Annotated in this window: 20 protein-coding genes; 9 read left to right on the top strand and 11 right to left on the bottom strand. The window is 49.2% G+C overall.

The window, feature by feature from the left end:
- Positions 1 to 26 precede the first annotated feature (26 nt).
- Positions 27 to 512 (bottom strand): BsuBI/PstI family type II restriction endonuclease, encoded by a 486-nt coding sequence (locus JMI88_RS34785; protein WP_201366630.1) that lies wholly within the window; start codon positions 510 to 512, stop codon positions 27 to 29.
- 263 nt (positions 513 to 775) lie between these two features.
- Here JMI88_RS34785 and JMI88_RS34790 point away from each other — a divergent pair, with 263 nt between their 5' ends.
- The 3 genes from JMI88_RS34790 (at position 776) to JMI88_RS34800 (ending at position 7,835) form a co-directional block, all read left to right on the top strand.
- The gene (locus JMI88_RS34790) at positions 776 to 2,578 is read left to right on the top strand and encodes an ArnT family glycosyltransferase (RefSeq protein ID WP_201366631.1); all 1,803 of its coding nucleotides are present in this window, start codon (positions 776 to 778) and stop codon (positions 2,576 to 2,578) included.
- A gap of 424 nt (positions 2,579 to 3,002) precedes the next feature.
- Positions 3,003 to 5,300, top strand: a complete 2,298-nt coding sequence (locus tag JMI88_RS34795) for a flippase activity-associated protein Agl23 (protein WP_201366632.1) — start codon at positions 3,003 to 3,005, stop codon at positions 5,298 to 5,300.
- A gap of 12 nt (positions 5,301 to 5,312) precedes the next feature.
- Positions 5,313 to 7,835 carry a flippase activity-associated protein Agl23 gene (locus JMI88_RS34800; protein ID WP_201366633.1) on the top strand — a complete coding sequence of 841 codons (2,523 nt, stop codon included), beginning with the start codon at positions 5,313 to 5,315 and terminating at the stop codon, positions 7,833 to 7,835.
- 65 nt (positions 7,836 to 7,900) lie between these two features.
- On the opposite strand, the gene JMI88_RS34805 is transcribed toward JMI88_RS34800, so the two are convergent.
- The 5 genes from JMI88_RS34805 to JMI88_RS34825 form a co-directional block, all read right to left on the bottom strand.
- Positions 7,901 to 8,452: a flavin reductase family protein gene (locus tag JMI88_RS34805; protein ID WP_201366634.1), complete on the bottom strand. Its 552-nt coding sequence runs from the start codon at positions 8,450 to 8,452 to the stop codon at positions 7,901 to 7,903.
- A gap of 188 nt (positions 8,453 to 8,640) precedes the next feature.
- A complete protein-coding gene (locus tag JMI88_RS34810) occupies positions 8,641 to 9,699 on the bottom strand; it encodes a phosphotransferase family protein (protein ID WP_201366635.1) in 1,059 nt (352 codons plus the stop codon).
- A 410-nt stretch (positions 9,700 to 10,109) separates the two neighbouring features.
- A complete protein-coding gene (locus JMI88_RS34815) occupies positions 10,110 to 11,228 on the bottom strand; it encodes an aminotransferase-like domain-containing protein (protein WP_201366636.1) in 1,119 nt (372 codons plus the stop codon).
- Positions 11,229 to 11,294: 66 nt separating this feature from the next.
- A complete protein-coding gene (locus tag JMI88_RS34820; RefSeq protein ID WP_201366637.1) occupies positions 11,295 to 12,242 on the bottom strand; it encodes a quinone oxidoreductase family protein in 948 nt (315 codons plus the stop codon).
- A 206-nt stretch (positions 12,243 to 12,448) separates the two neighbouring features.
- Positions 12,449 to 13,108 carry an HAD family hydrolase gene (locus JMI88_RS34825; RefSeq protein ID WP_201366638.1) on the bottom strand — a complete coding sequence of 220 codons (660 nt, stop codon included), beginning with the start codon at positions 13,106 to 13,108 and terminating at the stop codon, positions 12,449 to 12,451.
- 381 nt (positions 13,109 to 13,489) lie between these two features.
- Between JMI88_RS34825 and JMI88_RS34830 the strand changes: the two genes are divergently transcribed.
- A complete protein-coding gene (locus JMI88_RS34830) occupies positions 13,490 to 13,945 on the top strand; it encodes a VOC family protein (RefSeq protein WP_201366639.1) in 456 nt (151 codons plus the stop codon).
- 376 nt (positions 13,946 to 14,321) lie between these two features.
- Positions 14,322 to 14,993: a GtrA family protein gene (locus tag JMI88_RS34835; RefSeq protein WP_201366640.1), complete on the top strand. Its 672-nt coding sequence runs from the start codon at positions 14,322 to 14,324 to the stop codon at positions 14,991 to 14,993.
- 93 nt (positions 14,994 to 15,086) lie between these two features.
- On the opposite strand, the gene glgP is transcribed toward JMI88_RS34835, so the two are convergent.
- Complete coding sequence (gene glgP / locus JMI88_RS34840; protein ID WP_201366641.1) at positions 15,087 to 17,642, bottom strand: alpha-glucan family phosphorylase; 2,556 nt, start codon at positions 17,640 to 17,642, stop codon at positions 15,087 to 15,089.
- A gap of 200 nt (positions 17,643 to 17,842) precedes the next feature.
- Here glgP and JMI88_RS34845 point away from each other — a divergent pair, with 200 nt between their 5' ends.
- Positions 17,843 to 18,364 carry a hypothetical protein gene (locus JMI88_RS34845; RefSeq protein WP_201366642.1) on the top strand — a complete coding sequence of 174 codons (522 nt, stop codon included), beginning with the start codon at positions 17,843 to 17,845 and terminating at the stop codon, positions 18,362 to 18,364.
- 103 nt (positions 18,365 to 18,467) lie between these two features.
- Here the strand turns inward: JMI88_RS34845 and JMI88_RS34850 are convergent, their stop codons facing one another.
- On the bottom strand, positions 18,468 to 19,157 hold the full coding sequence (locus JMI88_RS34850; protein WP_201366643.1) for a LuxR C-terminal-related transcriptional regulator: 690 nt from the start codon (positions 19,155 to 19,157) through the stop codon (positions 18,468 to 18,470).
- Between the two features lie 528 nt (positions 19,158 to 19,685).
- The gene (locus JMI88_RS34855) at positions 19,686 to 20,270 is read right to left on the bottom strand and encodes a GTP-binding protein (protein ID WP_126595001.1); all 585 of its coding nucleotides are present in this window, start codon (positions 20,268 to 20,270) and stop codon (positions 19,686 to 19,688) included.
- Positions 20,271 to 20,819: 549 nt separating this feature from the next.
- On the opposite strand from JMI88_RS34855, the gene gatB reads away from it, so the two are divergent.
- Together gatB and JMI88_RS34865 are read left to right on the top strand one after the other, a co-directional pair.
- The gene (gatB, locus tag JMI88_RS34860; protein WP_201366644.1) at positions 20,820 to 22,307 is read left to right on the top strand and encodes an Asp-tRNA(Asn)/Glu-tRNA(Gln) amidotransferase subunit GatB; all 1,488 of its coding nucleotides are present in this window, start codon (positions 20,820 to 20,822) and stop codon (positions 22,305 to 22,307) included.
- Positions 22,308 to 22,388: 81 nt separating this feature from the next.
- On the top strand, positions 22,389 to 23,636 hold the full coding sequence (locus JMI88_RS34865) for a Glu/Leu/Phe/Val family dehydrogenase (RefSeq protein WP_201366645.1): 1,248 nt from the start codon (positions 22,389 to 22,391) through the stop codon (positions 23,634 to 23,636).
- Between the two features lie 116 nt (positions 23,637 to 23,752).
- Here the strand turns inward: JMI88_RS34865 and JMI88_RS34870 are convergent, their stop codons facing one another.
- Both JMI88_RS34870 and JMI88_RS34875 read right to left on the bottom strand, forming a co-directional pair.
- Positions 23,753 to 23,929, bottom strand: coding sequence for a hypothetical protein (locus JMI88_RS34870; RefSeq protein WP_201366646.1), 177 nt, complete (start codon positions 23,927 to 23,929; stop codon positions 23,753 to 23,755).
- Between the two features lie 68 nt (positions 23,930 to 23,997).
- Positions 23,998 to 24,258, bottom strand: a complete 261-nt coding sequence (locus JMI88_RS34875) for a hypothetical protein (protein ID WP_201366647.1) — start codon at positions 24,256 to 24,258, stop codon at positions 23,998 to 24,000.
- 386 nt (positions 24,259 to 24,644) lie between these two features.
- Between JMI88_RS34875 and JMI88_RS40305 the strand changes: the two genes are divergently transcribed.
- Positions 24,645 to 24,842: 1-deoxy-D-xylulose-5-phosphate synthase N-terminal domain-containing protein (locus JMI88_RS40305; protein WP_268906051.1), on the top strand; the 198-nt coding region annotated here is incomplete at its 3' end.

The raw sequence follows: 24,842 nt of genomic DNA on the forward strand, positions 1-24,842 counted from the left end.
AGGGAATACGGCTGCCAGGTCGGCTACTACCAGTGAAAAATGGTATGTTCAGGCGCATGCGCGAGCCAGACATAGGTGCCCCAGGCGATCTGCCCCACGTTTTGCTTATAGTCGTAGAAATCGTAGCACGAGCTAATATAAATGCGTCGCAGCGGACAGGTGATCATAGCCTGTTCGAGGGATTGCTTGCGCTGAAAAGAAACAAATCCATGCAGGGTGAATATATCGATGCAGAATAATACTTGCTTGCTGGCCTGATAAAGCAAGATGTCAGGGAGGTCGGCTGAAAGGATGTTTGTCAGGCCAAACTGCTGTAGTTGATCCCGTTCTGAGATGTCAATAGTATTGGCTGGATCTTGCAGGTGCAGGATATAAGTATTTGGTGTGTAGCGCGGGGCAAAAAGCTCGACCGTGTCAACCAGCAAAGAGTTATGCCGTGCTGGACCAGGTGGGGCAAAAAAGAAGGAGGTTCCATTCAGCATCTTTAGGGTCGTATGGTGCGTCTGTTGCATGACAACTCCTGTCTATGTAAGAATCATCGGATATGCTTCTCGAGCTTCCTTATAAAAGAAGATGCCTCTGGCAGCAGAGGGAAGCGGAAATTTTTGTGTATCCTGTTGGAAGAGGGAAGTGTATTACGACGAACAGTAGAATCAGGCTGATATGACCTCTTGACCGTAGTCACAATAATTACCTATACTGGAGATTAAAAAGTAATCTTGCTGGCTATCGTAAACCTTTGGCCGGGCCAGAAGTTGCAAGAGAAAGGGAAAACGTGAAGCCAATCGTGCGCTGGCAGGTCTGGATATTGTTAGGCCTGGTGATGTTGGGCTGTGGCTTACGCCTCTACGGATTGAACTGGGATGCTGGCAATAGCTTCCATCCCGATGAGCGGCAAATTCTTTTTCATGTCACCGCGCTGGGGTGGCCGAAAAGTTGGGCCGAGTTCTTGAATCCCGCTCAGTCTCCTCTTAACCCGCAATTTTTTGCTTATGGATCTTTTCCCATCTATTTCTTAGCTGCCATTGGTCGCATGCTGGGATATGATCTGCATGATCCTAAAAACTTCTTTACCCTTACGTTGGTTGGACGTGTTGTCTCGGCGATCTTTGATAGCGGGACGATACTGGCTACTGCCTGCCTGGCGGGCGTGCTGGCGCGCAAAACCAAGCAACTGCAATCACAGGCCTGGTATGTAGCCCTGCTGGCGGCCACGCTGCTGGCTTTTACGCCTCTGCACCTCCAACTGTCCCATTTTTATGCGGTCGATACTCTGCTGGCCTTTTTCGTTGTATTGACCATCCTTTTCTGTGTGCTATGGGTAGATAGTCCGCGTCCCTTCTTGTGGGCCATTCTGGCTGGTGCAGCGTATGGATTGGCTATGGCCACCAAATTTAGTGCAGTTCCTCTGGTCCTTTCACTTTTAAGTGCCGCCTGGCTACGCTGGCAACGGTGCCGTAACTTTTTAGATCTGGCCGTGGCTCTACTCGGATCCGCGATCTTCATGGTCGCAATCTTTTTTATCACCCAGCCATATGCATTGCTGGATATGCCATCTTTCATCCAGCAAGTTTCAGACCAGGGTAATCTTGTGCGCGGCTCATTAGATCTGCCTTATGTACGGCAATTTGTGGGTACACTGCCCTTTATCTATCAGGGAAAGAATCTGTTAATTTGGGGCATGGGCATTACCGCTGGCTGTAGCGCCCTGGCAGGCTGTGGCTGGTTACTCTGGTTTTTACGGCGTAACTTGCAGAGTAGCTGGTTGATCGTGCTTGTCTGGGTACTGGTCTATAGTATTATTGTTGGTAGCTTCTATGTGAAGTTCATGCGCTACCTGCTCCCTGTCTACCCCTTTTTCATTGTAATAGCCTCTGCTTTTTTGATGGTCATGCTGCAGCATATACGTTGGAAGGATCGCCGCTATTTGGAGCGCCTGGTATGGCTCAAGCCCTGCTTGCAGGCCGCCGTGCTGCTGGTCGTGCTGGGAGGCACCATTTTTCAAGGACTGGCTTTACTGAATGTTTATAGCGAGCCCAATACGCGCATCCAGGCTTCTAATTGGATTTATCAACATGTGGCGCCTGGTAGCGTGCTGACGTATGAACAATGGGACGATGCCTTACCAGTTCCAGTTGGCAATCATAATCCTGCTGAATATAGGCAGGCGACCTATATAGATGCTAATGGTCAGCCCACGACAGGACTGGACCTCTATGGAGATGATACGCAAGCCAAGGCGCAGCAACTGGCAACCCTGCTGCCCACCATCAACGTGATTACGATGCCAACCGATCGACTGGATAAGTCGATTCCGCGCTCTCCCGAGCGCTATCCTCTGACGATTCGGTATTATCAATTGCTTTTCAGTGGTCAACTAGGCTTTCACCTGGCCGCACAATTTGAGAATCATCCTCATTTGTTTGGTATTACTCTGGATGACAGTAACGCCGACGAAAGCTACTCAGTGTTTGATCATCCTACTGCCCGCATTTTTGTCCGCGATCCACACTATCCTTATACATCGCAGCAATTGTTCACAAAACTTGCTTCAGGCCTGAATATACCTGTAAAATAAGACAAAGACATATAGGACTTTTATCCTTTGATGGCGTTTAATATCCTGACCTGCCAAAATACTAGTTTATAGAGTATAACTAGCATTTACTATCGATTACCATCCTTGTTTTCCACAATGTGTATTATATACCTGAATATGATATTGGTGAACCAGCGGGAGGACGGACTAAATCGCATTGTCTCCATTTTTTGTAAAAGATAGATTTATGTGCTTGTATATGAGTGTGCAAAATGAGAGAGAGTGTATAAAGTTGTATTAAATGTGCTGACCAACTATAATATCTGGTATATTTATGTTTAGCCTTTGAATAAAAGAAATACCCTGCAGCTAACCTGCAATGCTTTAGTGCATTCTGTAGTGGACGAGTAGCTTTGATTTTTGTTTTTGACATGATGTGGGTGGTGAGATCGGAGAGAATGAAGTGCCTATAAATAAAAGTAAAAATACTCAGCAAGTGATGGATGTAGTGGAGCAAATAGAAGAGATTCCTGTGGAGAAGAAGGAGATGCAACCCCGCCTCCTTCGCCTCGACTGGCTTGCGGGCGGCCAGTTAAAACAGCAGTTGCCTTTTGTGCTGGTTATTGTGCTGGGAGCTGTGTTACGTTTCTGGCAACTTGGTATCAAGCCGTTACACCATGATGAAAGCCTGCATGCCTATTACTCATTGCAACTGCTGCATAATCTAGAGAACTGGAGGGGCTGTTTTGATCTGAAGATAGCTTGTTATCGTTATGATCCCCTCCTCCACGGACCATTTCAGTTCCATATTATTGCTTTTGTCTACCAGTGCTGCCAGTGGCTGGGTGTGTCCGACCATGGCGTGAATACGACCACTGTACGCATCGCAGCGGCCACACTGGGGAGTGTGATTGTCGGCTTGCCATATTTCATGCGCTATTACCTGGGAGGACGACGTGTCGCCTGGCTGGCCTGCTTCCTACTGGCCATCTCACCCAGCATGGTCTATTACTCCCGCTTTGCGCGCGAAGATATCTATATGGCCTGCTTTACCTTGCTATTAGTCGCGGCGGCTGGACGCTATATACGCAGTCGCCAGCGAAGCTGGTTGGTCGTGGGCACGGCCGCATTTGTGCTTTCTTACGCAACCAAGGAAGCGACATTTATCAGTATCGCCGTTTTTGGCAGCTTCCTGTTTGGTTTACTGGTTTGGGAGATTGGCTGCAAGATTCCTGTCCGTTCGCGCTTTCAACGAGATTCCATCCTGGGACATTACGCTCCCAAAACGGCGGGCTCATTAAGCGTAGCCGTGCTGTTGCTGTGCTGTGTGCCACTGGCGAAGTGGTTTTTTGGTTGGATGAAAGACACCTCAATTTATATCAATGCGAATACTGTCACCTCGGATGCAATCATCAAAAATATAAAAAATCAAACGGTGATCTTGCTACCCTGGCTGGGTCTGTTGATCGGTATATATGTATTGCTACGCTGGAGAAGAGATCTGCGGCAAAAGAAGCCTTTACCTGCCCGCAGGGGGCTAGCGGCTCGCATTGATCCACTGAAGCAGCCAACTCTGAATGCACTGGTAACAATGCCCTGGCAGCACTGGTTTGGCGCCCTGGTAGTGGGAGCCTTGATCTTTGTGCTGCTATTTTCGGTCGTCTTTACCAACCTATCCAACGGCATTGGAGATGGCATCTGGCAGGGCCTCTATTACTGGCTGCAGCAACAGCAGATAGCGCGAGGGAACCAACCATGGTATTACTACCTTTTACTGATTCCACTGTATGAGCAAATCGGTCTGGTGTTTTGCCTGGCAGGGATCGTTCGCTGCTTGCGCCATCCCAATCGTTTTCGCCTCTTTCTGCTTTACTGGTGTGTAGGAGTAACAGGTTTATACTCCTGGGCTGGCGAGAAGATGCCCTGGATGACGATCCATATGACCATGCCAATGCTGTTGCTGGCCGCGATCGGATTGGAACCTCTATTCAATCGTTTAAGCGCATTAGTAAAAAACGGGCAAAACCTTACGCAAAAAGGACGAAATAGGGTACAATCAAAGAGAGTTATTGGATCATCAATTGGCACCATACTGGGTGCACTAGCTGCAATGTTCCTGTTGATATTGACAGTACAGAACATGTTGCAGGTCACGTTTATGCATTATGCAGATGCTCCGCATGAAATGATGATTTATGTACAGACCACCACCGATGTGAGCACGGTCATGGACAAAATTGACCAGTTGGACAAGAAACTGTATCATGGGCAACATAAACTAAATATCGGAGTCATGACGGATGCAGACTGGCCATTTTATTGGTACTTGCGGGATTACCCCAACGTCTGTTATGGTTTCCCTACAGGTTGCACCGATGCGAATCCTGAGGCCATCATTGCGGGTGGTGATAATATAAGCAAATCACAAGCACAATATAGCGCCAGTGATACCAGTGGCCATCCAACTGCTTATCTGTTTCACCATTATCGGTTACGCAGCTGGTGGGATGAAGGGTATAAGCCCAGGCCGTGTATTCCTACTGAAACCTATTCTTGCCAGGGGCAGCCTCGCTGGGGTGGTGTTGGCCCATTGCTCTGGTTGAGTTATGGCGATACTCCGCCAGATGGCGCGTTTTTTAATCCCCCTCTGGCATTTAAGAATATATGGGATTGGTGGTGGACACGCAAACCCATTGGAAGTACCGCTGGATCAACTGATATGGGATTTTTTATTCGCAGTGATATGGGAGTAAATCCATAGGGAGAGAACGCTTTGAAGAGCTTTGAAAACAAACCAAAAGAAGAGATTACCGCTCCTGATGGTCTGGTTTCTGAAGAAAATGTAACCTGTGATGGCGCCCCAACGGATGCCACCACTGATCATGCTTCTGCGTTCGCTACAGAGCCTACCGAGGCATCTAGCGAGCCCGAAGCTGATGAGGAAGTTGATACGCAGACCTGGACAGAATACGAGGAGACTGATATTCCGGTTGGGTCAAACAAGGATGATGCAGAGCAAGTAACTAAACCTATCTGGCCACCTACAAGGGAGCAACTCTGGACTGGTATCGCTTTTTGGGGCGTGGTTATACTGGGGGCGATCCTGCGTTTCTGGGGACTGGGCGATAAGCCACTGCATCATGATGAAAGCTTGCATGCTTATTTTTCGCTGGTGTTGATGCATAACAATATGGAGAACTGGCTTACCTGTGTGCAGACAGCTGCCAGCTCTTGCTATCGTTATGATCCGTTGACGCACGGCCCATTTCAATTTCATATCATTGCATTTGTCTATAAAATCAGCCAGCTCATTGGGGCACCAGACCATGGTGTGAATACAACCACCGTACGTATCGCAGCTGCTACCCTGGGTTCTGCCCTGGTTGGTCTGCCATATTTCTTGCGTGATTATATCAGTAAAATTGGGGCCTGGCTGGCCTGTTTCTTGCTGGCCGTCTCACCCAGTATGGTGTATTACTCCCGCTTTGCACGCGAAGATATCTATATGGCCTTCTTCACCCTGCTCACCGTAGTTGCCCTCGCCCGCTATGTACGAGACCGCAAAGGCGGATGGCTTCTAGTAGCAGCACTGGCCTTTACCCTGTCCTACGCTACCAAAGAAGCAACCTTCCTGACCATCGCTGTCTTTGGCAGTTTCCTGGGAGCCTTGATTGTGTGGGAATTGGGTGTACGCTTGAAGTTGCGTAACATAAATAAAGAGGAGCGAACCTTCTGGGATAAGGTCATGCCGACTACGGCTGCTCCATGGTTTACGCTGGGCTACTTTGCTATCCTCGGCATCATCGCCAAGATCTTTTTCGGCAAGTTGAAAGACTTATCTGTTTTCATAACTAAAGATAAGACTAATACTGCTATCGCTGATGTCTATGTGGCACATTTGAAGGCCAACACCGTCGCGCTTTTACCCTGGTTAGGCATGTTACTGGCGGTCGTGGTCGCGGTTCTGTTAGTGCGCGAAGTCAGAGGGACGGTTACCAGCGAACGACGTGGCCTGGCGCGGCTGATCGAGCGACGCCGGCAGCCGATACTGGACACGATTTTGACGATGCCCTGGACGCATTGGTTCTTCTCTGTAGTTTGCGGCTGGTTTGTTTTTATTGTCTTGTTTAGCGTCTTGTTCACTAACCTGCCCGGCGGTATCGGAGATGGCATCTGGCAGGGCCTCTATTACTGGTTGCAGCAGCAGCAGGTAGCGCGTGGTGGACAGCCCTGGTATTATTACTTCTTGCTGATTCCCCTCTACGAGCAGATTGGTGTGGTCTTCGGCCTGGCTGGTGTTGTACGCTGCCTGGTCCGTCCAACGCGTTTCCGTCTGTTCCTGGTCTACTGGTTCATCGGAAATGTGTTTATCTATACCTGGGCTGGCGAGAAGATGCCCTGGTTGATGATTCATATGACCATGCCAATGATGCTGCTGGCCGCCATCGCCCTTGAGCCAGCGGTGGTCAAAGTCATCCAGGTCGTTAAAGCGCGCCTGAGTAAACCGGTTCAATCTACGGGCACCATAGATGCGGTAGAGGAAAGAGCCGTACCTCTGGCCAGCGAAGCTAAATCTTCTCTCGCATTTATCCCAACGCGGGCACGCAAGCACCTGGCCCTGGGAAGCTCGGTGGCGACGGTTGTGCTGGCCTTGCTTTTGCTGGTCCCCACGTTGCAGAATATGTTTCAGGTAACCTTTGTGCACTATGCTGATGCGCCACACGAAATGATGATCTATGTGCAGACCACTACTGATGTCGATACCATGATGAATAAAATCGCAGCCCTCGACCAGAAGCTCTATGGTGGTCAGCATAAAATTCCCATCGGCCTGGTAGATGACGCAACCTGGCCATTTGCCTGGTATGTACGTGACTACACCAACGTCTGCTTTAACTATCCCACCGGTTGCCCATCTACGGCGCAGAACGCTCCTGTGATTATTAGCAGTGGCGATAAGATGGCGAACATGCAGTATCAGTATCGCGACACGTATCAGTTCCACCAGTACCATATGCGCACCCAGTGGGATCAAGGGTATATGCCGCCGCCATGTAAGGTGACGCCCACCAATCCCTGTACCGATCCCCAGGCCTATACAGGTGTTGGCCCCTGGCTCTGGTTAAGCTATGGCGATAATCCGCCTCCAGGCGCGAAATTTGACCTGGGACGGGCGGTCAATAATATCTGGAACTGGTGGTGGCAGCGCAAGGCCTTTGGTAGCACTGATGGCACCTATGACATGGGGCTATTCATTCGTAACGATGTCAGCAGTCAGACTGGCATCAAGCCATAGGTGTAAGTAAAGCGTTTATCTGTCAGTATAAGGCCAGGTTTGCTGCAACAAACCTGGCCTTATTTTCAATCTGATGGCATCTCAAACGTTCCAAATTGTCCCCGATAAGCGACCAACGGTTTGCCCTCCTGCAGCGTCTCCATCTGATGTACCCGCCCCAGCACGATAAGCTGGTCTCCAGCAGGATAGAGGGCTGCTACGCTGCATTCGATCCAGGCCAACCCGCCGGGTAGAATTGGTGTTCCCGAGGTGGCCCGGCTATATTCTGTTGTTTGGAAGCGCACACCTCCAGCACGTGAGAAGATGTGGCTGATATTTTGTTGCTTCTCCGACAGGATATTGACACAAAAGGTGCTGGCAGCCTCGATAAGTGGCCAGATAGTAGCGCCATCGCCCGCGCAACAAGAAATGAGAGCAGGATCGCGTGAGATAGCACTGAATGTGTGGGCGGTAAAGCCAATGGGCTGGCTATGATGGAGCGTCGTAATTACTGCCACTCCGGTGGCAAAATAACCCATAATGTGCTGGTAGTCTGTGCTATCAATGGTGGGCGCCAGGAAAAAAGGTGCTGCTAAAGGGTATACTTCGATTGATTTTGCGTAGTCATTAATGGCCATAGCTTCCTCTTTTTCTCCCTGCATGAAAAGATCAAGTAAAGATAGCTAGCAAACAATACTTTGTTGATCAACTTTATCATGAATAATATTACCATAGTTTTTTTATTCTTTCAAGTTATATGATTTATGAAATAAATTTATGAATAATTACTGGGTAGCCGACCAGCTACCCAGTAATTATCGTATAGTCATGAGTGTTGAGAGGCAAAGGACACAAATGGCTCTGCCCATTGTTGAAACGTTAAGCTCTCATCCCACCAGCGTTTGTGACTCTCTTTCGCGAAAGCCCATATGACCAGGCGATCCATGAGCATATACATGGCAAAGCGGGCGGCAAAGCCGGGTCGTGCCTGGTGGGCTTGTAGGTAGGCCTGCAGAAAAGCCTGCGCCCGCGGCTTGCCCTCTTCCAGCAAGGTTGCTACCGGCCGGGACAGATCCATTTCGCTATTGCCAAAGAAGAGGCTCATCAGGTCAAAGATGCCACTGACATGCCATTGCTCAGATCGACGTTCAACGACCAGGTTGTGCTTGCTATAGTCAGCAAACACCAGTGCTGGTTGAAAAGTATCATCGGCTGCCCAGGTTGCTTGCTCGATAATATGTGCTCCCCAGGTTGCATCCTGACTACTGATGAGCTGTTTGCTATATTGCAACTGTAGATGATGGCGTACAACAGCGATCACCAGCTGGCTAAACGGCAATTGTACAGGTTTGTGAGATGGCGCGCTGGCAGGAAAAGGCCAGGCCATTTCCTGGTGTAGCTGTAATGGCTGGATCGTTTGCGTGCGAAGATCATAGCGTCCACAGATCGGCCATGTGACGCGATGTAGTTGGGCCAATGTTGTACCCATGGCTTGTGCTATCTGCTGTTTATCCTGTTCAGGCAGCGGATCATAGACCAGTGGATCGGTGATTTGCAGACCTGCCATGCGCGGCATCAATACATAGCTCCATCCAAAGATGTCCACCTCCTCATCTACCAGGTAGGGCCAGGGTGCAGGCACCTGGCTCTTCTCGTGGAGCAGGCGGGCAAAAAACTGCTCGGTTGGAAACTGCCAGTCAAAATGTGGACAGCCGCGCAAGACAAATTCGCCCTGGTTCGTGGTCACAAACACATTCTGACCGAAGTTGCCAGAGGTAATGGGCGCTGTACGAAGCAGAGCGCCCAATCCAAATCGATCTAAAGCAGCTTGAAATTGCTGATCTTCAAGCCTACCCAGGCGTTGACCATAATAATGTTGGGACATAAAGTAGCTCCCTGTCATAATGATGAGAATAGATCAAGGCAGCATCTGTGGCAGACCGCCCGTCGAGAGCTTTCCTGCTTAGAAGTGGTGCTGCTTAAAAGAGGCTGAGGTAGAGTAACTTACGCTACTGCTAATTGCGCGTTGTTGCTCGCCGCGTCTGACGCGTACGACGCTGTTTTGAGAGAGGTAGATGTACGTGAGGTCATGGTTGACAGGCTGCGGCGTACGAAGAAATGAGAATTTGCAAATAGGTAGTGCAAATAATTCATCGTAGCCCTCCTGTTCGTCATAGCATTCTAATAACGTCAATATAATACATATACAGTATTGGATGTTCTATTGTCAATGTCTATACATAGAAGAAGGAGGGCTGGTTCAAGCTATCCAACCCTCCCGCGTGTCTGGTGTGGCTAGGATTGCAGCAGGGCGGCCAGACGTTTGACGCCTTCTTCTATCTGGTCTGGAGTCAAGGCGCAGAATGGCAGGCGCACAAAGCGCTCGCCCTGGCGGGGATCCTCGCTGTCCGAATAGGGATCGGCAAAGAAGTCGCGTCCATCGGTTAAGATGAGTCCCGCTTGTTTCGCGCGCTCCAACAGATTGGCGCTGTTGAATTGAGGCGGCAACATGATGCTGACAAAGAAGCCGCCCTGTGGCTCAGCAAAAGGCACATCTGGCAGATAGGTCTTGATGGCCTTGACGATTGCCTGCAGGCGTGGAGCGTAGAGCTGCTTGAGGCTTTCTAGATTGGATGCAAAGTAGCCCCGGCGATGGAATTCAACCACAGCAGCTTCGGTTGGCAGTACAGGAGCCAGGATGGTCTCTTCGGCTAGTTTCGTAAGCTGTTTGACCAGTGGCAGCGGTCCAACCAGATAGCCGACGCGCAAGGCCGGACTGATCAATTTGCTATAGGAGCTCACGGTGATCACTCGTTCGGCATTGAGATCGCGCAGCAACGGCAGCGACTCGCCGGCGTAGCGCAAGGTCCGATAGGGAACGTCTTCAACCAGCCAGAAATTATAGCGCTCGGCCAGCTCTACCAGGGCCTGGCGCTTGGCCGCCGAAGTGGTCACACCCGCTGGATTCTGAAAGTCGGGGATGACATACATAAAGACCGGCTTGTATTGTGCTAGCGCCTGCTCTAAAGCAGCCAGATTGATACCATCCAGGTCAAGGGGAATGCCAATCACCTTCGCGCCACGACGCCGAAAGGTTTTGATGGCGCGATCATAGCTTGGTTGTTCAACAAAAACCACATCGCCAGGCTTCAGAAGGAAGCCTGCAAAAATATCCTGTAAGTGCAGTGACCCATTGCCTACCAGTACCTGATCTGGCGACACTTTATATTGTTCACTGATCAACTGGCGCAGCGGTAAATATCCCCCGTTATGTCCATACTGGAGAATGACTTTGCCATCTGGACCTTCTAACGCAGCCTGCATGCACTCGCTCAGCAGCTTGTTGGGCAGCGCTTCAACCGCAGGTACACCACGCGTAAAGAGAATTTGCTCACTACTAACTTGACTTGGCATCACGAATCTCCTTGCATGTCCCATTGTTGAGACAAGTTTACTCTTTATGCTTTTTATGGCATGAGCTCAGGCAAAAATGAGCACGATCTTACCCTGAATTTCGCCAGATTCGAGCAGGCGATGGGCTTCACCAGCTTGCTCAATTGGCAAGATACGAGCAATCAGAGGATGAATGGCCTTCTCGGCAATGAGTTGCAGAATCTTTTCTTCATTGGCCACTGAGGTACGTAGTTGTCCACCACCAATCACGCTGACGCGCTTGAGGCGCCACGACTGGGTATCGACTGTGGCCTCTTTCCCACCAAGATTGCCGATCAAAATAATACGGCCATCGGCGGCAGCGGCATCAATGCTCTCCTGCAGCGTTGAACTTACCAGTTCTATGACCAGCTGAACACCACCGCTAGCCTGCAAGACTTTGCTTACACTCTGCTGGCGATAATTAATCACCTCATCAGCTCCCAACTGTTGCAAGGTATGCACACGTTCGTCAGAACTGGCTGTACTTACGACCCAGGCTCCGGCGTGCTTGGCTAACTGAATAGCAATTGAACCCACTCCACTGGAGCCAGCCCAGATCAATACTCGCTCGCCGGCTTGTAAGTGTCCCAGATCAAAGAGGCTGCCCCAGGCCGTTGAAGCCGCCAGACCTGCGGCTACCGCCTGCTCAAAGCTTACGCCATCAGGGATGCGGGCCAGATCTGTGGCCGGGACAGCCAGCTTACTGGCATAGCCACCGCCACCACGAACCTGACTGGCACGCGTCGTCAGGACGCGCTCTCCGGCCCGAAAGCCATTGCTATCTTGTAGCACTACACCCGCAGCTTCCAGACCGGGTGTAAACGGAAGATTGCCGATTGGACGTCTGCCGCTGCGCTGGAAGAGGTCCAGGTGATTGACGGTGGTTGCTTTCACTTCTATCAAGACTTCATTCGAAGCTGGACTGGGATCTGCTACCTCCTGTACCTGCAGAACCTCAGGGCCTCCAAACCGGGAAAATTGAACAGCTTTCATGATAAACCTCGTTCCCTACTCCTATGCAATAACTGATGTTGTCGGTTCTTGCTTTATTGTATGCCTCTCACCTGTCAAATGTAAAATGTCAAATGTAGAACTTCTACTGGCTGGATACGGGATGGCAAGGAAGAATTGCTGACAACGCTGTCAATCAGGATAGATAGAGCGGCAGGCGGGAGGGAGAAAGGCCCACCGCTGCCGTATCAGGCAGCAGTGAGAGATTCTACATGACGTTCGATCCAGTCAATGAAGCTCTCCACTGAAGTAAAGCTGGCATAGGGATGAATATTCTCCAGCTGATCGATAGTTGCCGTGGCCGACCACTCTGCCGCCAGCGGCAGCACGCCGGCCTGGGCAGATTGCTCAACATCAGAGGCGGCATCACCAATATAGGCCGCATGCTCTGGCTTTATCTGCCAGGTCTGTAGAATATGCTGCATCGCACTTGCCTTGACCACTGCATCTTCCCGTCCAGCCTCCACAAACTCAAAGTAATCAGCGATACCTAGATGACGCAAGGTCAGGGTAGCAGTATGTAATCCTTTTCCCGTCACTACAGCCATTTTGATGCCCTTTGACTTGAGCAGATCCAATGCAGTGGGAATACCCGTAAAGGGCTCATTACACTCATCGTGTGCCCGCTCATAGGCATCGTGATAATAGTCCAACGCTTCTTGCCAGCGATCCGGGATTACCTGTTGGCAGATACCTCCCTCAGTCAATCCAAAATGGGCCGTAATCTCCGCCTCAGAGTAATCTCGACCGGTAAAATGTTTGAATGTTTGTTGATAGACCTTAATGCACAGAGGGATCGTATTGGCTAAAGTTCCATCCAGATCAAATAAAAAGCCTGCTAATTTCATTCCAACTCCATTATAAAAAACTAAACAGTCTACATAAGACATTTACTTATACATATCTCACATATTTATCGTATCCCATAACCTGTTTCAGGGCAGCTAAAAAGAATAGATCTATATGCGCAGGAATGTGCATCGATGAAGAACTGCATGCCGTCTCCGGGACGTGCATGTACCCTTTTATCGTATCACATTTCCCATAGCCGGCGATCTGCAGAGCACCTCTTCAGAAAAAATACAAAGGTACGAGAAAAGTATCTGAATATGTACTCAGCGGCTTGCATTTAGAACAAATGTTTTATATAATGAAGTATGCCAAGTCGCATGTTTATAGCCAGGGTTTGTAGTTGTCGCATCCAGCATTAAGAATGATTGCAGGTAACCATGAGGCTCATTTCACCACACACCATAATTTCAATTCTGGTCAATGACCAGGATGAAGCACTTCGATTTTATATTGACACTCTCGGTCTAGAAAAACGCAGTGATATATCCTTTGGGCCGAATCTACGCCTGCTGACGGTGGCCCCAAAGGGACAGCAGAAACCAGAACTGGCGCTGGCGAAACCCGATGTTCCACTCTATGGGGAATCATATGTCAATGAATTGCGTGGCCATCAGGAACAGAAACTGGCTTCAATCTTTGTCACCGACGATTGTCAGAAATCGTATGCCCAACTTGCTGAGCGCGGTGTCACCTTTATCAGCACCCCTACCAAGCAGCTCTACGGAGTCGAGGCCGTATTTCTGGATCCCTATGGGAACGCCTTTTCGTTGTTAGAAACCAGCCAGGGTATACGCACCTTATTTAAAAATATATTCGTGAGAACGGCCGCCTGATACTACTTCGTCTGTTCCTCTCCCTACTGCAAAGCAGTCAGCTATCCCCTATATGGCTGGCTGCTTTGCGCTATACTAGTACTTTAGCGTAGATATTTGTCTGAACATGCTATTTTCTTGTTTTATTAAATAGAGAGATTTTTTATACACTCAGATATTGGTTTAACCCTAATCTACATTGATAAAATGGTTAACAGACACAAGAAGCACACAGAGAAATACATGCTGAGAAAATGCTTAAATGATTAGAATTGCTGATACTTTTAGCCTTTTTAGGCGATTCTCTGTTACATTCTCTTAACAAAACTCGTCTGGCACATATAGACGGTCAGTTGGCCGCAATTAGTTTTGAAAAAACGGAGACATAGTAAAATACATGGATCGGTCTTTAGTACAAGGAAATTTAGAAGAAATTCTTGAACCTAATGATTTAGAAGAAATTCTTGAGCCATCTAATGATTTAGAAGAACTTGTAGAAGGGATTGTAGAGCAGGTTACTCCCGCGAGACGTGGCCCGAGTTATCATCCCACCCGCTGGAATACTGTAAATCGTGTATTAGACATTATTGACGATGTATCCGGAGGGAAAGCTGACTGGGTAATGCGTTTTGTCAGTTACATCTTCTTTGGTGGCACGGCCGCCGTGGTGAATCTGGCAATGTTTGCAGGTATGCTCTACATATTGCCTGCCTCAATGAGTGATTTCTGGCGAACGCTGGTCGCAGGGACGGTGGCATGTGAAGTCTCATTGATTGCCAACTTCATTCCCAACGATTTCTTCACGTTCCGCCACATGCCTGGCCGTCAACGTTCATGGTTGGCTCGCTGTGGTCGTTTCCATCTCACCTCGTTGGTTGGAAGCCTGTTAACCATCTTAATCCAGCAATTCTTTAGCCATGTGGTGCACATTATGCCAATGCTTGCTCAGGCGATAGCGTTGATTCTGGTACTGTTCTATAACTTCTCGTTCCACCATCTCTTTACCTATCGCCATAAAAAAGCGGTGGTCGAAAAAGTAGCTGTGACAGGGCCAATGAAAAATCTCTAATAAAATCAGCTATATTCTGACAATGTTATGAAGAAGGGGAGCCGGTCAACATATATCTGACCGACTCCCCTCTCTTATTTTTTTCTGGTCCGCTTAGGCCCAGCGAATCAAGCCCAGCTCATACTTCTCAGTTAATGAAGGATGCGAAGGAATGACCCTGATATTATAGGCAATACTACCGCTATCGTCCGGCTTCAACTGGATATCATAGCGATATGAACCGTCGTTTTCACGCTTTACATAGTTCATCGGTAGTGAATAGGTTGGGATGGCCATTTCGTCTTTCGTCTCACCATAGACCAGCTCGATGCAAAGATCTTCTGGATTCAGCTCGTTGGCCCGAACCCAGGCGTGCACATCCAGGCTTTCGCCCAGGCTGAGCTGACCCTCACGGCGACCGTCCACATAGAGCTCCAATCTGCTCCAGGCGCGACTGACTCTTTCCTTCCATTCAGCTAACTGGCGCTCTTGCTCGTAGTGGTTCTCTTCAACCCGTATGCTCTGGCGAATCTCAGGCACATAGTAGGTATTCGTATAGTCTTTGACCATACGGCGCATGCTAAACTGGGGCGCGCAGGTGCGGATCGCTTCTTTCATATAGCCTACCCATTTTTGCGGTACGCCATTGCTATCCTGGTCAAAGAAGGCGGGAATAACCTCGTTTTCGAGGATATGATAGAGCGAGTTGCTATCATCCTCTGCCTGGGCTTCCTGATCATGATAGTCGCGCTCTTCACCAATGGCCCAGCCGTTTTTGCCATTATAGCCTTCGGCCCACCAGCCATCCAGAATACTACAGTTAGGTTGTCCATTGAGGGCGGCCTTCTGACCGCTGGTTCCGCTGGCTTCGTAGGGGCGAATAGGATTATTCAGCCAGACATCGGTGCCAGAGACCAGGTAGCGAGCCATATCAATGTCATAATTTTCCAGGAAGATGATCTTACCCTTGAATCCCTCGCTACGCGATATCTTGTAAATATATTCGATCAAGGCTTTGCCTGGCTCATCGGCTGGATGTGCCTTGCCTGCGAATACGATCTGGACCGGGCGTTGAGGATCATTCAAGATGCGGCGCAATTTGTCCAAATTGCGGAAGATCAAGGTTGCGCGTTTATAGGTTGCAAAGCGGCGCGCAAAGCCGAAGATCAGAGCATTGGGATTGAGCATGCCCTCAAATTCTGCCAACTGGCGATCGCCTTCTCCCAGGCGCAAATGCTGCCGCTTCAGACGTTTTGTTGTATACTCGGCCAGCGCAAGTTTGCGCTGATAATGTGCTTTCCATAGCTCCTGGTCAGGAATCTTTTGAATATGACTATCCCAGAAAGCCTGATCATCAACGTATTTGCCCCAATCCGGGTTCATGAAGCGCCCATAGAGCTTATTGAGTTCAGGAGCGACCCAGGAGAAGGTATGAACGCCATTGGTGATTGAGCCGATGGGTACTTCAGTTTTGTCCAGGCCAGGCCAGAGGAACTGCCACATTCTGCGCGACACATCCCCATGCAGCTCACTCACGCCATTATGATGGCCCGTAAGCTTCAGAGCCAGAATCGTCATACTAAAGCTTGGTCCCCAGCTTTGATCCTCGCGTGCGATATCCAGGAACTGCTCACGCGACAGTCCTAACTGTCCCCAGTAGGTGTTAAAGTATTTATCAACGAGATCAAAGCTAAAGGCATCGTTACCTGCCGGGACCGGCGTATGGGTGGTAAAGAGCGAATTGGTTTTGACAACTTCGCGCGCCTCATTAAAGGTCAGGCCGGCGGCAACCAGCTCACGGCAACGCTCAAGACTGAGGAAGGCCGCATGTCCTTCATTGAGATGCCACGCGGATGGATCAATTCCAAGAGCGCGCAATGCACGGACGCCACCGATGCCCAGCACAATTTCCTGCGCGATACGCATCTCATGATCACCGCCATACAGACGGGCAGACAGTTCGCGATCGGCGGGGGCATTGGGTTGAATATCAGTGTCCATCAGGTAGAGCGGCACACGGCCAACTACCAATTTCCACACCTTGGCATAGATGCGGCGACCGGGCAACTCCACACTAATGACCACCTCGTTGCCATCGGGCCCAATGGCAGGCACGGCCGGCACCTCAGAAAAATGCAACTTATCGTATGATGCTTCCTGAATCCCCGATCGATTAACCTGCTGCGTAAAGTATCCCTGCGGATACAAGAAACCCACGCCCACAAACGGCAGACCCAGATCGCTGGCCTCTTTACAATGGTCCCCAGACAGGATTCCCAGGCCACCTGAATAGATCGGCAAGGACTCATGTAGTCCAAATTCGGCTGAAAAATATGCAATGGTTTTATTATTCAGTTCAGGATAGGTGGTAGAGAACCAGGTTTCATTTGGTTGGGGATGGATATAGTGGTCGAAGTCACGAATGACGCTATCATAAAGCTCTAAATACTCACTATTTTGCGCAGCCTGCTCCAGTGTTTGTGGTTGTACTTTGCTCAGAAAGTGCACCGGATTATGGCTAACCTGTTCCCACAACGCGGGATCGAGAGAACTATAGAGTGTACGTGCCTCGGGATGCCAGCTCCACCAAACATTATATGCTAATTCATATAAACGGTTTATACGAGCGGGCATAATGGGAAAAACCGTTATGCGACCGTAAACTTTCACTCGTTTTTAATCCTTTCTTGGCTGCTATTTTAGAGTATAGTTTTTTCATGCTACAAATCTAAATTGGTTGCATCAAAGTGAAATTTCTTAGTATCAGTATATCTTTTTTCAGAAACTCGAGCAATGTCGCTCTGTTGTTTTTCGTCATTATTTGACATATACTGAGAAGGGTTAGAGTCTGCGAGAAGGAGAGGGATACCGTGGTAAGGAAGCCTATTCCCGTGCGCCTGGAAGGACGAGGTCGTTTTATTGGTGGCTTGCTCCTTGGTGTTGGTCTGTTCTGGTTGCTCTGGCTTCTCTTTTTTCATCCAGCAGCAGTGCCAGTCATTTCCCACTGGTCAATGTCAGATGTGGCATCTCCGCCACTGCCAGCTGCGGTTTTGCAATCCACGCCTCTTGCGGCCGCGGGCATCGCGCTGCGCACGCCTAATAACTCTCCATCAATCAGCCAATTGCAGGCGCTACAGCTGGCCACGCAGGCCGAGCCAGATGCAACAGGCGGAGCAAAAAAAATCGACACCTATTACGTATTGCTTGCATACACCGCCACGGCCCACAATCAGAACAGTGCTTCCTTCAGCAACCTGCCAGTCTGGCTCATCTGGTTCCAACAGGTATCCCAGCCTCCAACTAATGTTGCCCTGTCAACTCAGCCGCCTCAGGACCTCTACCTGTTTATAAATGCTCAGACCGGGCAGGTAGAACTGACGGTGTGGGCATAAAAAAGCTGGCACTGCACATGACTGTTAATGTGGTATGGTTTGTGCCAGTTTTTTACTTACTGTGAGGATGAACGGCATGCCAGCGCCCGGTTAGGACGTCTGGCTACTCTTCATGCATCTTAATCCACCCATGGCGCAAGGCATGCACTACCGCAGCTGTACGATCATTGACGGACAATTTTTTCAGAATCGACGTGATATGGTTTTTCACCGTCTGATCACTAATTTTCAGTGACTTAGCAATCTCTTTATTGCTATTTCCGCGGGCAATATAATCGAGAATCTCAACCTCGCGACTGGAAAGTGGGGAATAGAGATCCTTCTGCTCGCTCTCTTCTTCTTCCACCGTCAATTCGCGGAAAGACTTGAGGACGCGGCTCGCAAGTTGCGGTTTGGCAAGCACATCATCGCGAATCAGATACTCGCCATGGCTCACCTTCCGAACTGTATCCATCAACTCATCGGCGGTAATATTGCGCGTGGTATAGGCAGCGGCACCAACCTTAATAGACTGAAATAAGCGCTCTTCATCTTCTGATGGTGTGAGAACAATGATTGCCAGGCGTGGCGACGAATGCCGCATCTGTCGTGCAATTTCCAACGGATCAGAGGCCGTCAGTCCAGCGTCGATGAGGGCTACATCGGGGTTGCACGTACGAGCTATTTCGAGTACATCAGCTGCATCTGTCGACTCTCCAACAATTTCGCAGTCTCCCATTCGTTGCAAGGTAGCGCGAATACCCTCACGGAAGAGGGGCTGCTCATCAATAATGATGACACGTATCGTTTCCATGTAATCCCTTCATAGAAGAGAACGGACAGCGCAAAGGCCCATGCAGCACTGCCTGCACTCTTTTCTGTTTAATTGAACTCCCAAGGTAAGATGTGGACGCCCCTTGCAATATCAAGGGACTGGTAGACCTTATAACTTTGCCCATTATACACATTAATGTTGTGAGCGTCTATAAGATGGCAGGCCATTTCATGGACCTTTCTAGGAGTTTCTACCCCATAGCGTTGGCCTTCTTTTAGTACTTTCAGGTATACCTTGATTGTATTAGATTGTGTCAAGTCCCGCTTATCTTGTATTTCAAGCAATAAAGTATTTAGCAGCACCGCTGCGTTGGTACAAAAATTGCGCACGGCGCAATTTTTGTACCAATGACTAAAACTTTGAGCTTCCAATGGTGTGTGAACACATGCAGAGATAATACGGCCATCATGGAAGATATGCACTCTCTTAGTCGCTTGCCCCATGGTATAGCAGGTAAAAGAAAAAGCGCTCCCTGGGGAGCGCTCACCTGTACTGAAAAGAGTAAATCTAGATGCGTTCAAGCTTGCGTAACGTGGAGTTAATACCAACACGCAGGCTTTCAATCACACCTTTACCCGTTACTGCCACCGCCTCAAAGCTGGGTACGCGATACGGATTTAAGTATTTTTCTAACACAGATACCGGCAACGTATCCTGCAAGTCGCGTTTATTCCATTGCATAACCAGCGGGAAGTTCGCCGTATCTTTATTCATGCGGCGCAACTGTTCCTGCAGCTCATTCCAACATTCGATATTCTCTTGTAACTTGCTGGCCTGCGAATCGGCCACAAAAATCACGCAATCGGCACCCTTGAGCACTGAAATACGTGTTTGTTGGTAAAGAATCTGACCAGGAACAGTATAGAGTTGAAAGCGAATGTTAAAACCGTGGATTTTTCCCAGTTCTAGCGGCAGCAGATCGAAGTATAATGTACGCTCTGTTTCAGTATCGATTGAGACCATCTCTCCTACGTCGTGTGGATTCACTGCCTGGTGTATATAGTGTAAATTTGTCGTTTTGCCGCAAAGACCAATTCCATAATAGACAATTTTACAATTAATCTCGCGTTTCGCCATATTAATTAGAGACATACGTAACGCTCTCCTGCCCGCTCTCTATATATGCGCATCTACCTGCACGCCTGTAAGTTTAAACTATACTACTTCTTTCCTGCGACAGTATACATTATTCTCAGATTGGCTGCAACAGCGTTTTTGTGCTGCGCCTTCCCCTGCTGCCTGGCGTTATCCAGCTGCTACTGTCACTTATTTTGACGATTCCTCTTTTTACTCGAGTCACACTAAATCCCCTGGATGTTAGCAACCTATCATCCATTGATTTCGTCGTGAGCCTATTACGAGAAGGCGAATGATTCTTATTATCAGCAAACGTTTGAAATCAGCAAATTAGCCCTGTTAAATTAGCCAATATTTCCTATGTTTTTCGTTAGCGTTACCGTTTCGTGGGGTGTGGGAGCACTGTGTTAAAATAAAAGGCGATACCTCTGGTTTTTTTAGCGCAACGAGAGTAGCTGTGCTTTGGCATTGACGAAAGAAAGATAAAGGACTAGACTTACGACAAAATGAGGCTACTCTGCTGTAAATATAGTTACACGATAGAAATAAAGTGAGAATACGCACATGACGACAACTGCATATACTCCGATCGATACAGATTTTGAGGTCGTTATCGGACTTGAGGTGCATTCGCAGCTGCTGACCAGGAGCAAGATGTTCTGCTCTTGCAGTACCAGTTATGCGAACGCGGCCCCCAATACCCATGTGTGCCCGGTGTGTATGGGAATGCCCGGCGTGTTACCGGTCATCAATCAGGAAGCGGTAAAGTATACCATTATGACCGCGCTGGCTTTGAATTGTGCCATCCCAGAATATTCAAAGTTTGACCGCAAAAGCTACCATTATCCAGACCTGATGAAAGGTTATCAGATTTCGCAATATGATATTCCGCTCAGCAGCAATGGCTATCTGACTATTGAGTACAATGGGCAGGAGCGTCGAATTGGCATTACCCGCGTGCACCTGGAAGAGGATACGGCTCGCTCGCTGCACCGTCAGGGTTATACCTTGATCGATATTAACCGTGCCGGTACCCCATTGATGGAAATTGTGAGCGAACCCGATATGCGTTCCCCGGAGGAAGCGCGCCTCTATATGCAGAAGTTGCGTGAAATACTGATCTACATCGGCGTATCTTCTGGACGGATGGAAGAGGGTAGCTTACGCTGTGATGCCAACATTTCGGTTCGCCCGCGAGGCCAGCAAAAACTGGGCGTGAAGACCGAGATTAAAAACATGAACAGTTTCCGCTCAGTTGAGCGGGCCCTGGAATATGAGGCGCGGCGCCAGATCGAGGTTATCCGCAACGGCGGCACTATTCGACAGGAGACACGAGGTTGGATCGAGACCAAAGGTATTACCGTTACGCAGCGTGTCAAAGAGAAGGCCGATGATTATCGCTACTTCCCCGAGCCCGATTTACCGCCATTGATTATCAGTCGCTCATCGGTAGAAGAGATTCGCGCACAGCTATCTGAATTGCCAGACGAACGTCGCGCTCGCTATGTGAAGGAATATGGTATCTCTGCGCAGGATGCCAACGTGCTGACCGAAGATAAAGCTCTCGGCGATTACTTTGAGCAAGTCGTATCTTCATCGCCGGTAAAGGATCACCGGGCACGGGCAAAAGCTGCCAGCAACTGGGTATTGAGCGAGGTTGGGCGTCTGTTAAAGGCCAACTCTATCGCCGTGCAGGACGCACCTTTGAAACCAGCTGCAGTGGCAAATCTGTTAGATTTACTTGACAGAGAACGTATTACTGGTAAACAAGCGAAAGATATATTGGATGAGGCTTTTGCCAGTGGCGAAATGCCCGAAGCTATTGTTGAGCGCAAAGGCATCAAGCCTCCAATCAGTGATCTTGGAACACTCGAGCGCATCATTGAAGATGTGATCGCGAATAACCAGAAGGCCGCCACCGACTATCGCAACGGCAAAGTTAACGCCATTCAGATGTTAATTGGCCAGGTGATGAAACAAACGCGTGGTCAGGCAAAAATTGATGTTGTAAGGCCACTCTTACAGCAGAAATTAGAAGAGACGCAGGGGTAACATCCCCTGCGCTCGCAGACACGGCCAGGGACGCATGACAATCAAGCCAGGACAATGAAGTTTTGCATCAAAGGAGAGATCATGCAGCAGTTTAACCCTTATGATATGGCTGTTCAGCAATTTGAGTTGGCCGCGGATAGACTAGAACTTTCGGAAGATATGCGGGAGATTTTGCGCAAGCCAAAACGCGAGCTCATCGTGAATTTTCCGGTACGGTTAGACTGCGGTCGTATCAAAACAATGACCGGCTACCGCGTCCAACACAACGTCAATCGAGGTCCTGCCAAAGGCGGAATTCGCTATGGCCCTGATGTCACGCTGGATGAAATAAAAGCGCTGGCGATGTGGATGACGTGGAAATGCGCGGTGGTCGGAATTCCTTACGGAGGCGCCAAAGGCGGCGTCATCTGTGATCCCAAGAATATGACCGCCAGCGAACTGGAACGTCTGACGCGCCGTTTCACCACTGAGATCTCCATCATTATTGGTCCGCATAGCGATATACCGGCACCAGACGTCAATACCAATTCTCAAGTCATGGCCTGGATGATGGACACCTATTCCATGCATGAGGGATTCTCCATCCCTGCCGTTGTCACCGGCAAACCTCTCTCCATCGGGGGGAGTGAAGGCCGCAATGAAGCCACCGCTACCGGCGTCCTCTTCACGACACGCCGCGCTGCCCTGCGGATCGGCATGCCCCTTAAAGGGGCTCGCGTAAGCATCCAGGGGTTTGGTAACGTGGGCAGCATTGCCGCGCGCTTGTTTCATAACGAAGGCTGTAAGATCGTCGCCGTCAGTGATACCAATGGTGGCCTGTATAATGAGGATGGCCTGGACCCGGCAATGGTGCAGCGTCACAAATTGGAACATGGCACAGTCGCAACCTATCCCCGTGGTCAGCGGATTAGAGCCATGGATGTACTCGAAGTGCCCTGTGATATTCTCATTCCCGCGGCCACTGAAGGTTTGATCACCGAGTATAACGCCGAGAAGATCCAGGCACGCATTGTGTCTGAAGCGGCCAACGGACCAACCACGCCAGCCGCTGATGCTATCCTCTTCCAAAAAGGATGCCTGGTCATTCCAGATATTCTGGCCAGTGCAGGCGGAGTCACCGTCAGCTACTTTGAATGGGTGCAAGATCTGCAGAGTTTGTTCTGGGATAATGAAGATATTACTCATCGCCTGGAAGTGATTATGAATAAGGCCTTTGATGCCGTGGCCAATAAAGCGGATCATTATCACTGCGATTTACGCCTGGGAGCAAATATGCTGGCCATCTCACGAGTAGCCGAAGCCACCCAGGTGCGTGGTATATATCCGTAAATCTCTATTCATATGCTTGTTTACAGTGAGAGCTGCGGTAGATACATATAAAGCAAGCGACTGCAGATTTTGCAGTCGCTTGCTTTATACTATTTTTTGATATGGACTAAAAAGGCTTAATATGGGCGGCGTGTATCACGCTTGCCAGTTTTCTTCGGTGGTAGTTTAGACGCGCGCGAGGGTTTTGGCTTTTTGCGACCACGACCCCAATTCATATCGTCGTCCTCGTCCTCGTCCTCATCCTCGTCCTCAAAGAAATCTTCCTCCTCGTATCCCTCGGATTCTAGATCCATATCGGGGACATCGGTATCTTCAATCTGTTCCTCTGAATAGTCGAGCCCCTCTTCCTGTTCATTGATGCCTAGATTGTAGTCATCTGTCTCAGGTTCAGCAAATGCTTGCGAGGAGCGTACTGGCTCAGCAACGGGTGAACGATTTGCCCATTACCAGTGTCGTTGAAGCGACTCCGGCGCTGTGGTGCTGGCTCAGGAACCTCTTCGGCCACTTCACCATCTTCAGGTTTGGGGGCACCAATCACGTGGCGGCCCGCAGCTACATCAAGCCAGAACTGGGAATAGTAATGTGGCCTTTCCGAATCTTTTTCGCTATCTTTTCTTGTCATAAGATGCGCGGTTCCTCTCCCCATTAAGAATGAGGGACCGCTCCTACCTTCCTTTGTGTTTTCAAGACGTAACTCAGTCTAGAAATGTCTGCTTCCAAAATGCGAATGGTACCATATGGGTTCATAATAAGAAGAAAGGAGCATACTGTCAAGGGACCCCTGATAGGCACTGAATTGGCTTGCGAGGCTGTTTTAAGCCTTGTCAAGACCTTACGTGCATGAATTTTTAGGGCTGAAGCGTTTGCCAGTGCCTACGAACATATCTATAATATTGTGAAAGGTACCTAGTAATACACCCTTTATCTAACTTTTATGCATCTTCATGATAGTGGGGTTTAACCACTTCGATTGGAATATTTACTGGTCGCTTGTTACCGACGTATACAATGGGGAGCCGGTGCCTAGTAATTTGGAGGAAACCATTGACAAGCATTCTAGAGACGATTAATGGCCCAGAGCAATTGCGTGCCCTGTCAATTCCGCAAATGGAGCTTCTGGCAAAGGAGATTCGACGCGAGATCATCGAGAAAGTGTCTGTGCGAGGTGGTCACCTGGCTCCAAATCTGGGTGTTGTTGAGCTAACA

This window comes from Dictyobacter formicarum, assembly GCF_016587435.1.

What these genes read in the sequence shown, in the direction of transcription:
- JMI88_RS34825 (WP_201366638.1), bottom strand. Translation starts at nt 13,108, where the DNA reads ATGAAATTAGCAGGCTTTTTATTTGATCTGGATGGAACTTTAGCCAAT.
- JMI88_RS34820 (WP_201366637.1), bottom strand. Translation starts at nt 12,242, where the DNA reads ATGAAAGCTGTTCAATTTTCCCGGTTTGGAGGCCCTGAGGTTCTGCAG.
- gatB (WP_201366644.1), top strand. Translation starts at nt 20,820, where the DNA reads ATGACGACAACTGCATATACTCCGATCGATACAGATTTTGAGGTCGTT.
- JMI88_RS34865 (WP_201366645.1), top strand. Translation starts at nt 22,389, where the DNA reads ATGCAGCAGTTTAACCCTTATGATATGGCTGTTCAGCAATTTGAGTTG.
- JMI88_RS34855 (WP_126595001.1), bottom strand. Translation starts at nt 20,270, where the DNA reads ATGTCTCTAATTAATATGGCGAAACGCGAGATTAATTGTAAAATTGTC.
- JMI88_RS34785 (WP_201366630.1), bottom strand. Translation starts at nt 512, where the DNA reads ATGCAACAGACGCACCATACGACCCTAAAGATGCTGAATGGAACCTCC.
- JMI88_RS34805 (WP_201366634.1), bottom strand. Translation starts at nt 8,452, where the DNA reads ATGGCCATTAATGACTACGCAAAATCAATCGAAGTATACCCTTTAGCA.
- JMI88_RS34835 (WP_201366640.1), top strand. Translation starts at nt 14,322, where the DNA reads ATGGATCGGTCTTTAGTACAAGGAAATTTAGAAGAAATTCTTGAACCT.
- JMI88_RS34870 (WP_201366646.1), bottom strand. Translation starts at nt 23,929, where the DNA reads ATGGATCTAGAATCCGAGGGATACGAGGAGGAAGATTTCTTTGAGGAC.
- JMI88_RS34875 (WP_201366647.1), bottom strand. Translation starts at nt 24,258, where the DNA reads ATGACAAGAAAAGATAGCGAAAAAGATTCGGAAAGGCCACATTACTAT.
- JMI88_RS34815 (WP_201366636.1), bottom strand. Translation starts at nt 11,228, where the DNA reads ATGCCAAGTCAAGTTAGTAGTGAGCAAATTCTCTTTACGCGTGGTGTA.
- JMI88_RS34850 (WP_201366643.1), bottom strand. Translation starts at nt 19,157, where the DNA reads ATGGAAACGATACGTGTCATCATTATTGATGAGCAGCCCCTCTTCCGT.
- JMI88_RS34830 (WP_201366639.1), top strand. Translation starts at nt 13,490, where the DNA reads ATGAGGCTCATTTCACCACACACCATAATTTCAATTCTGGTCAATGAC.
- JMI88_RS34810 (WP_201366635.1), bottom strand. Translation starts at nt 9,699, where the DNA reads ATGTCCCAACATTATTATGGTCAACGCCTGGGTAGGCTTGAAGATCAG.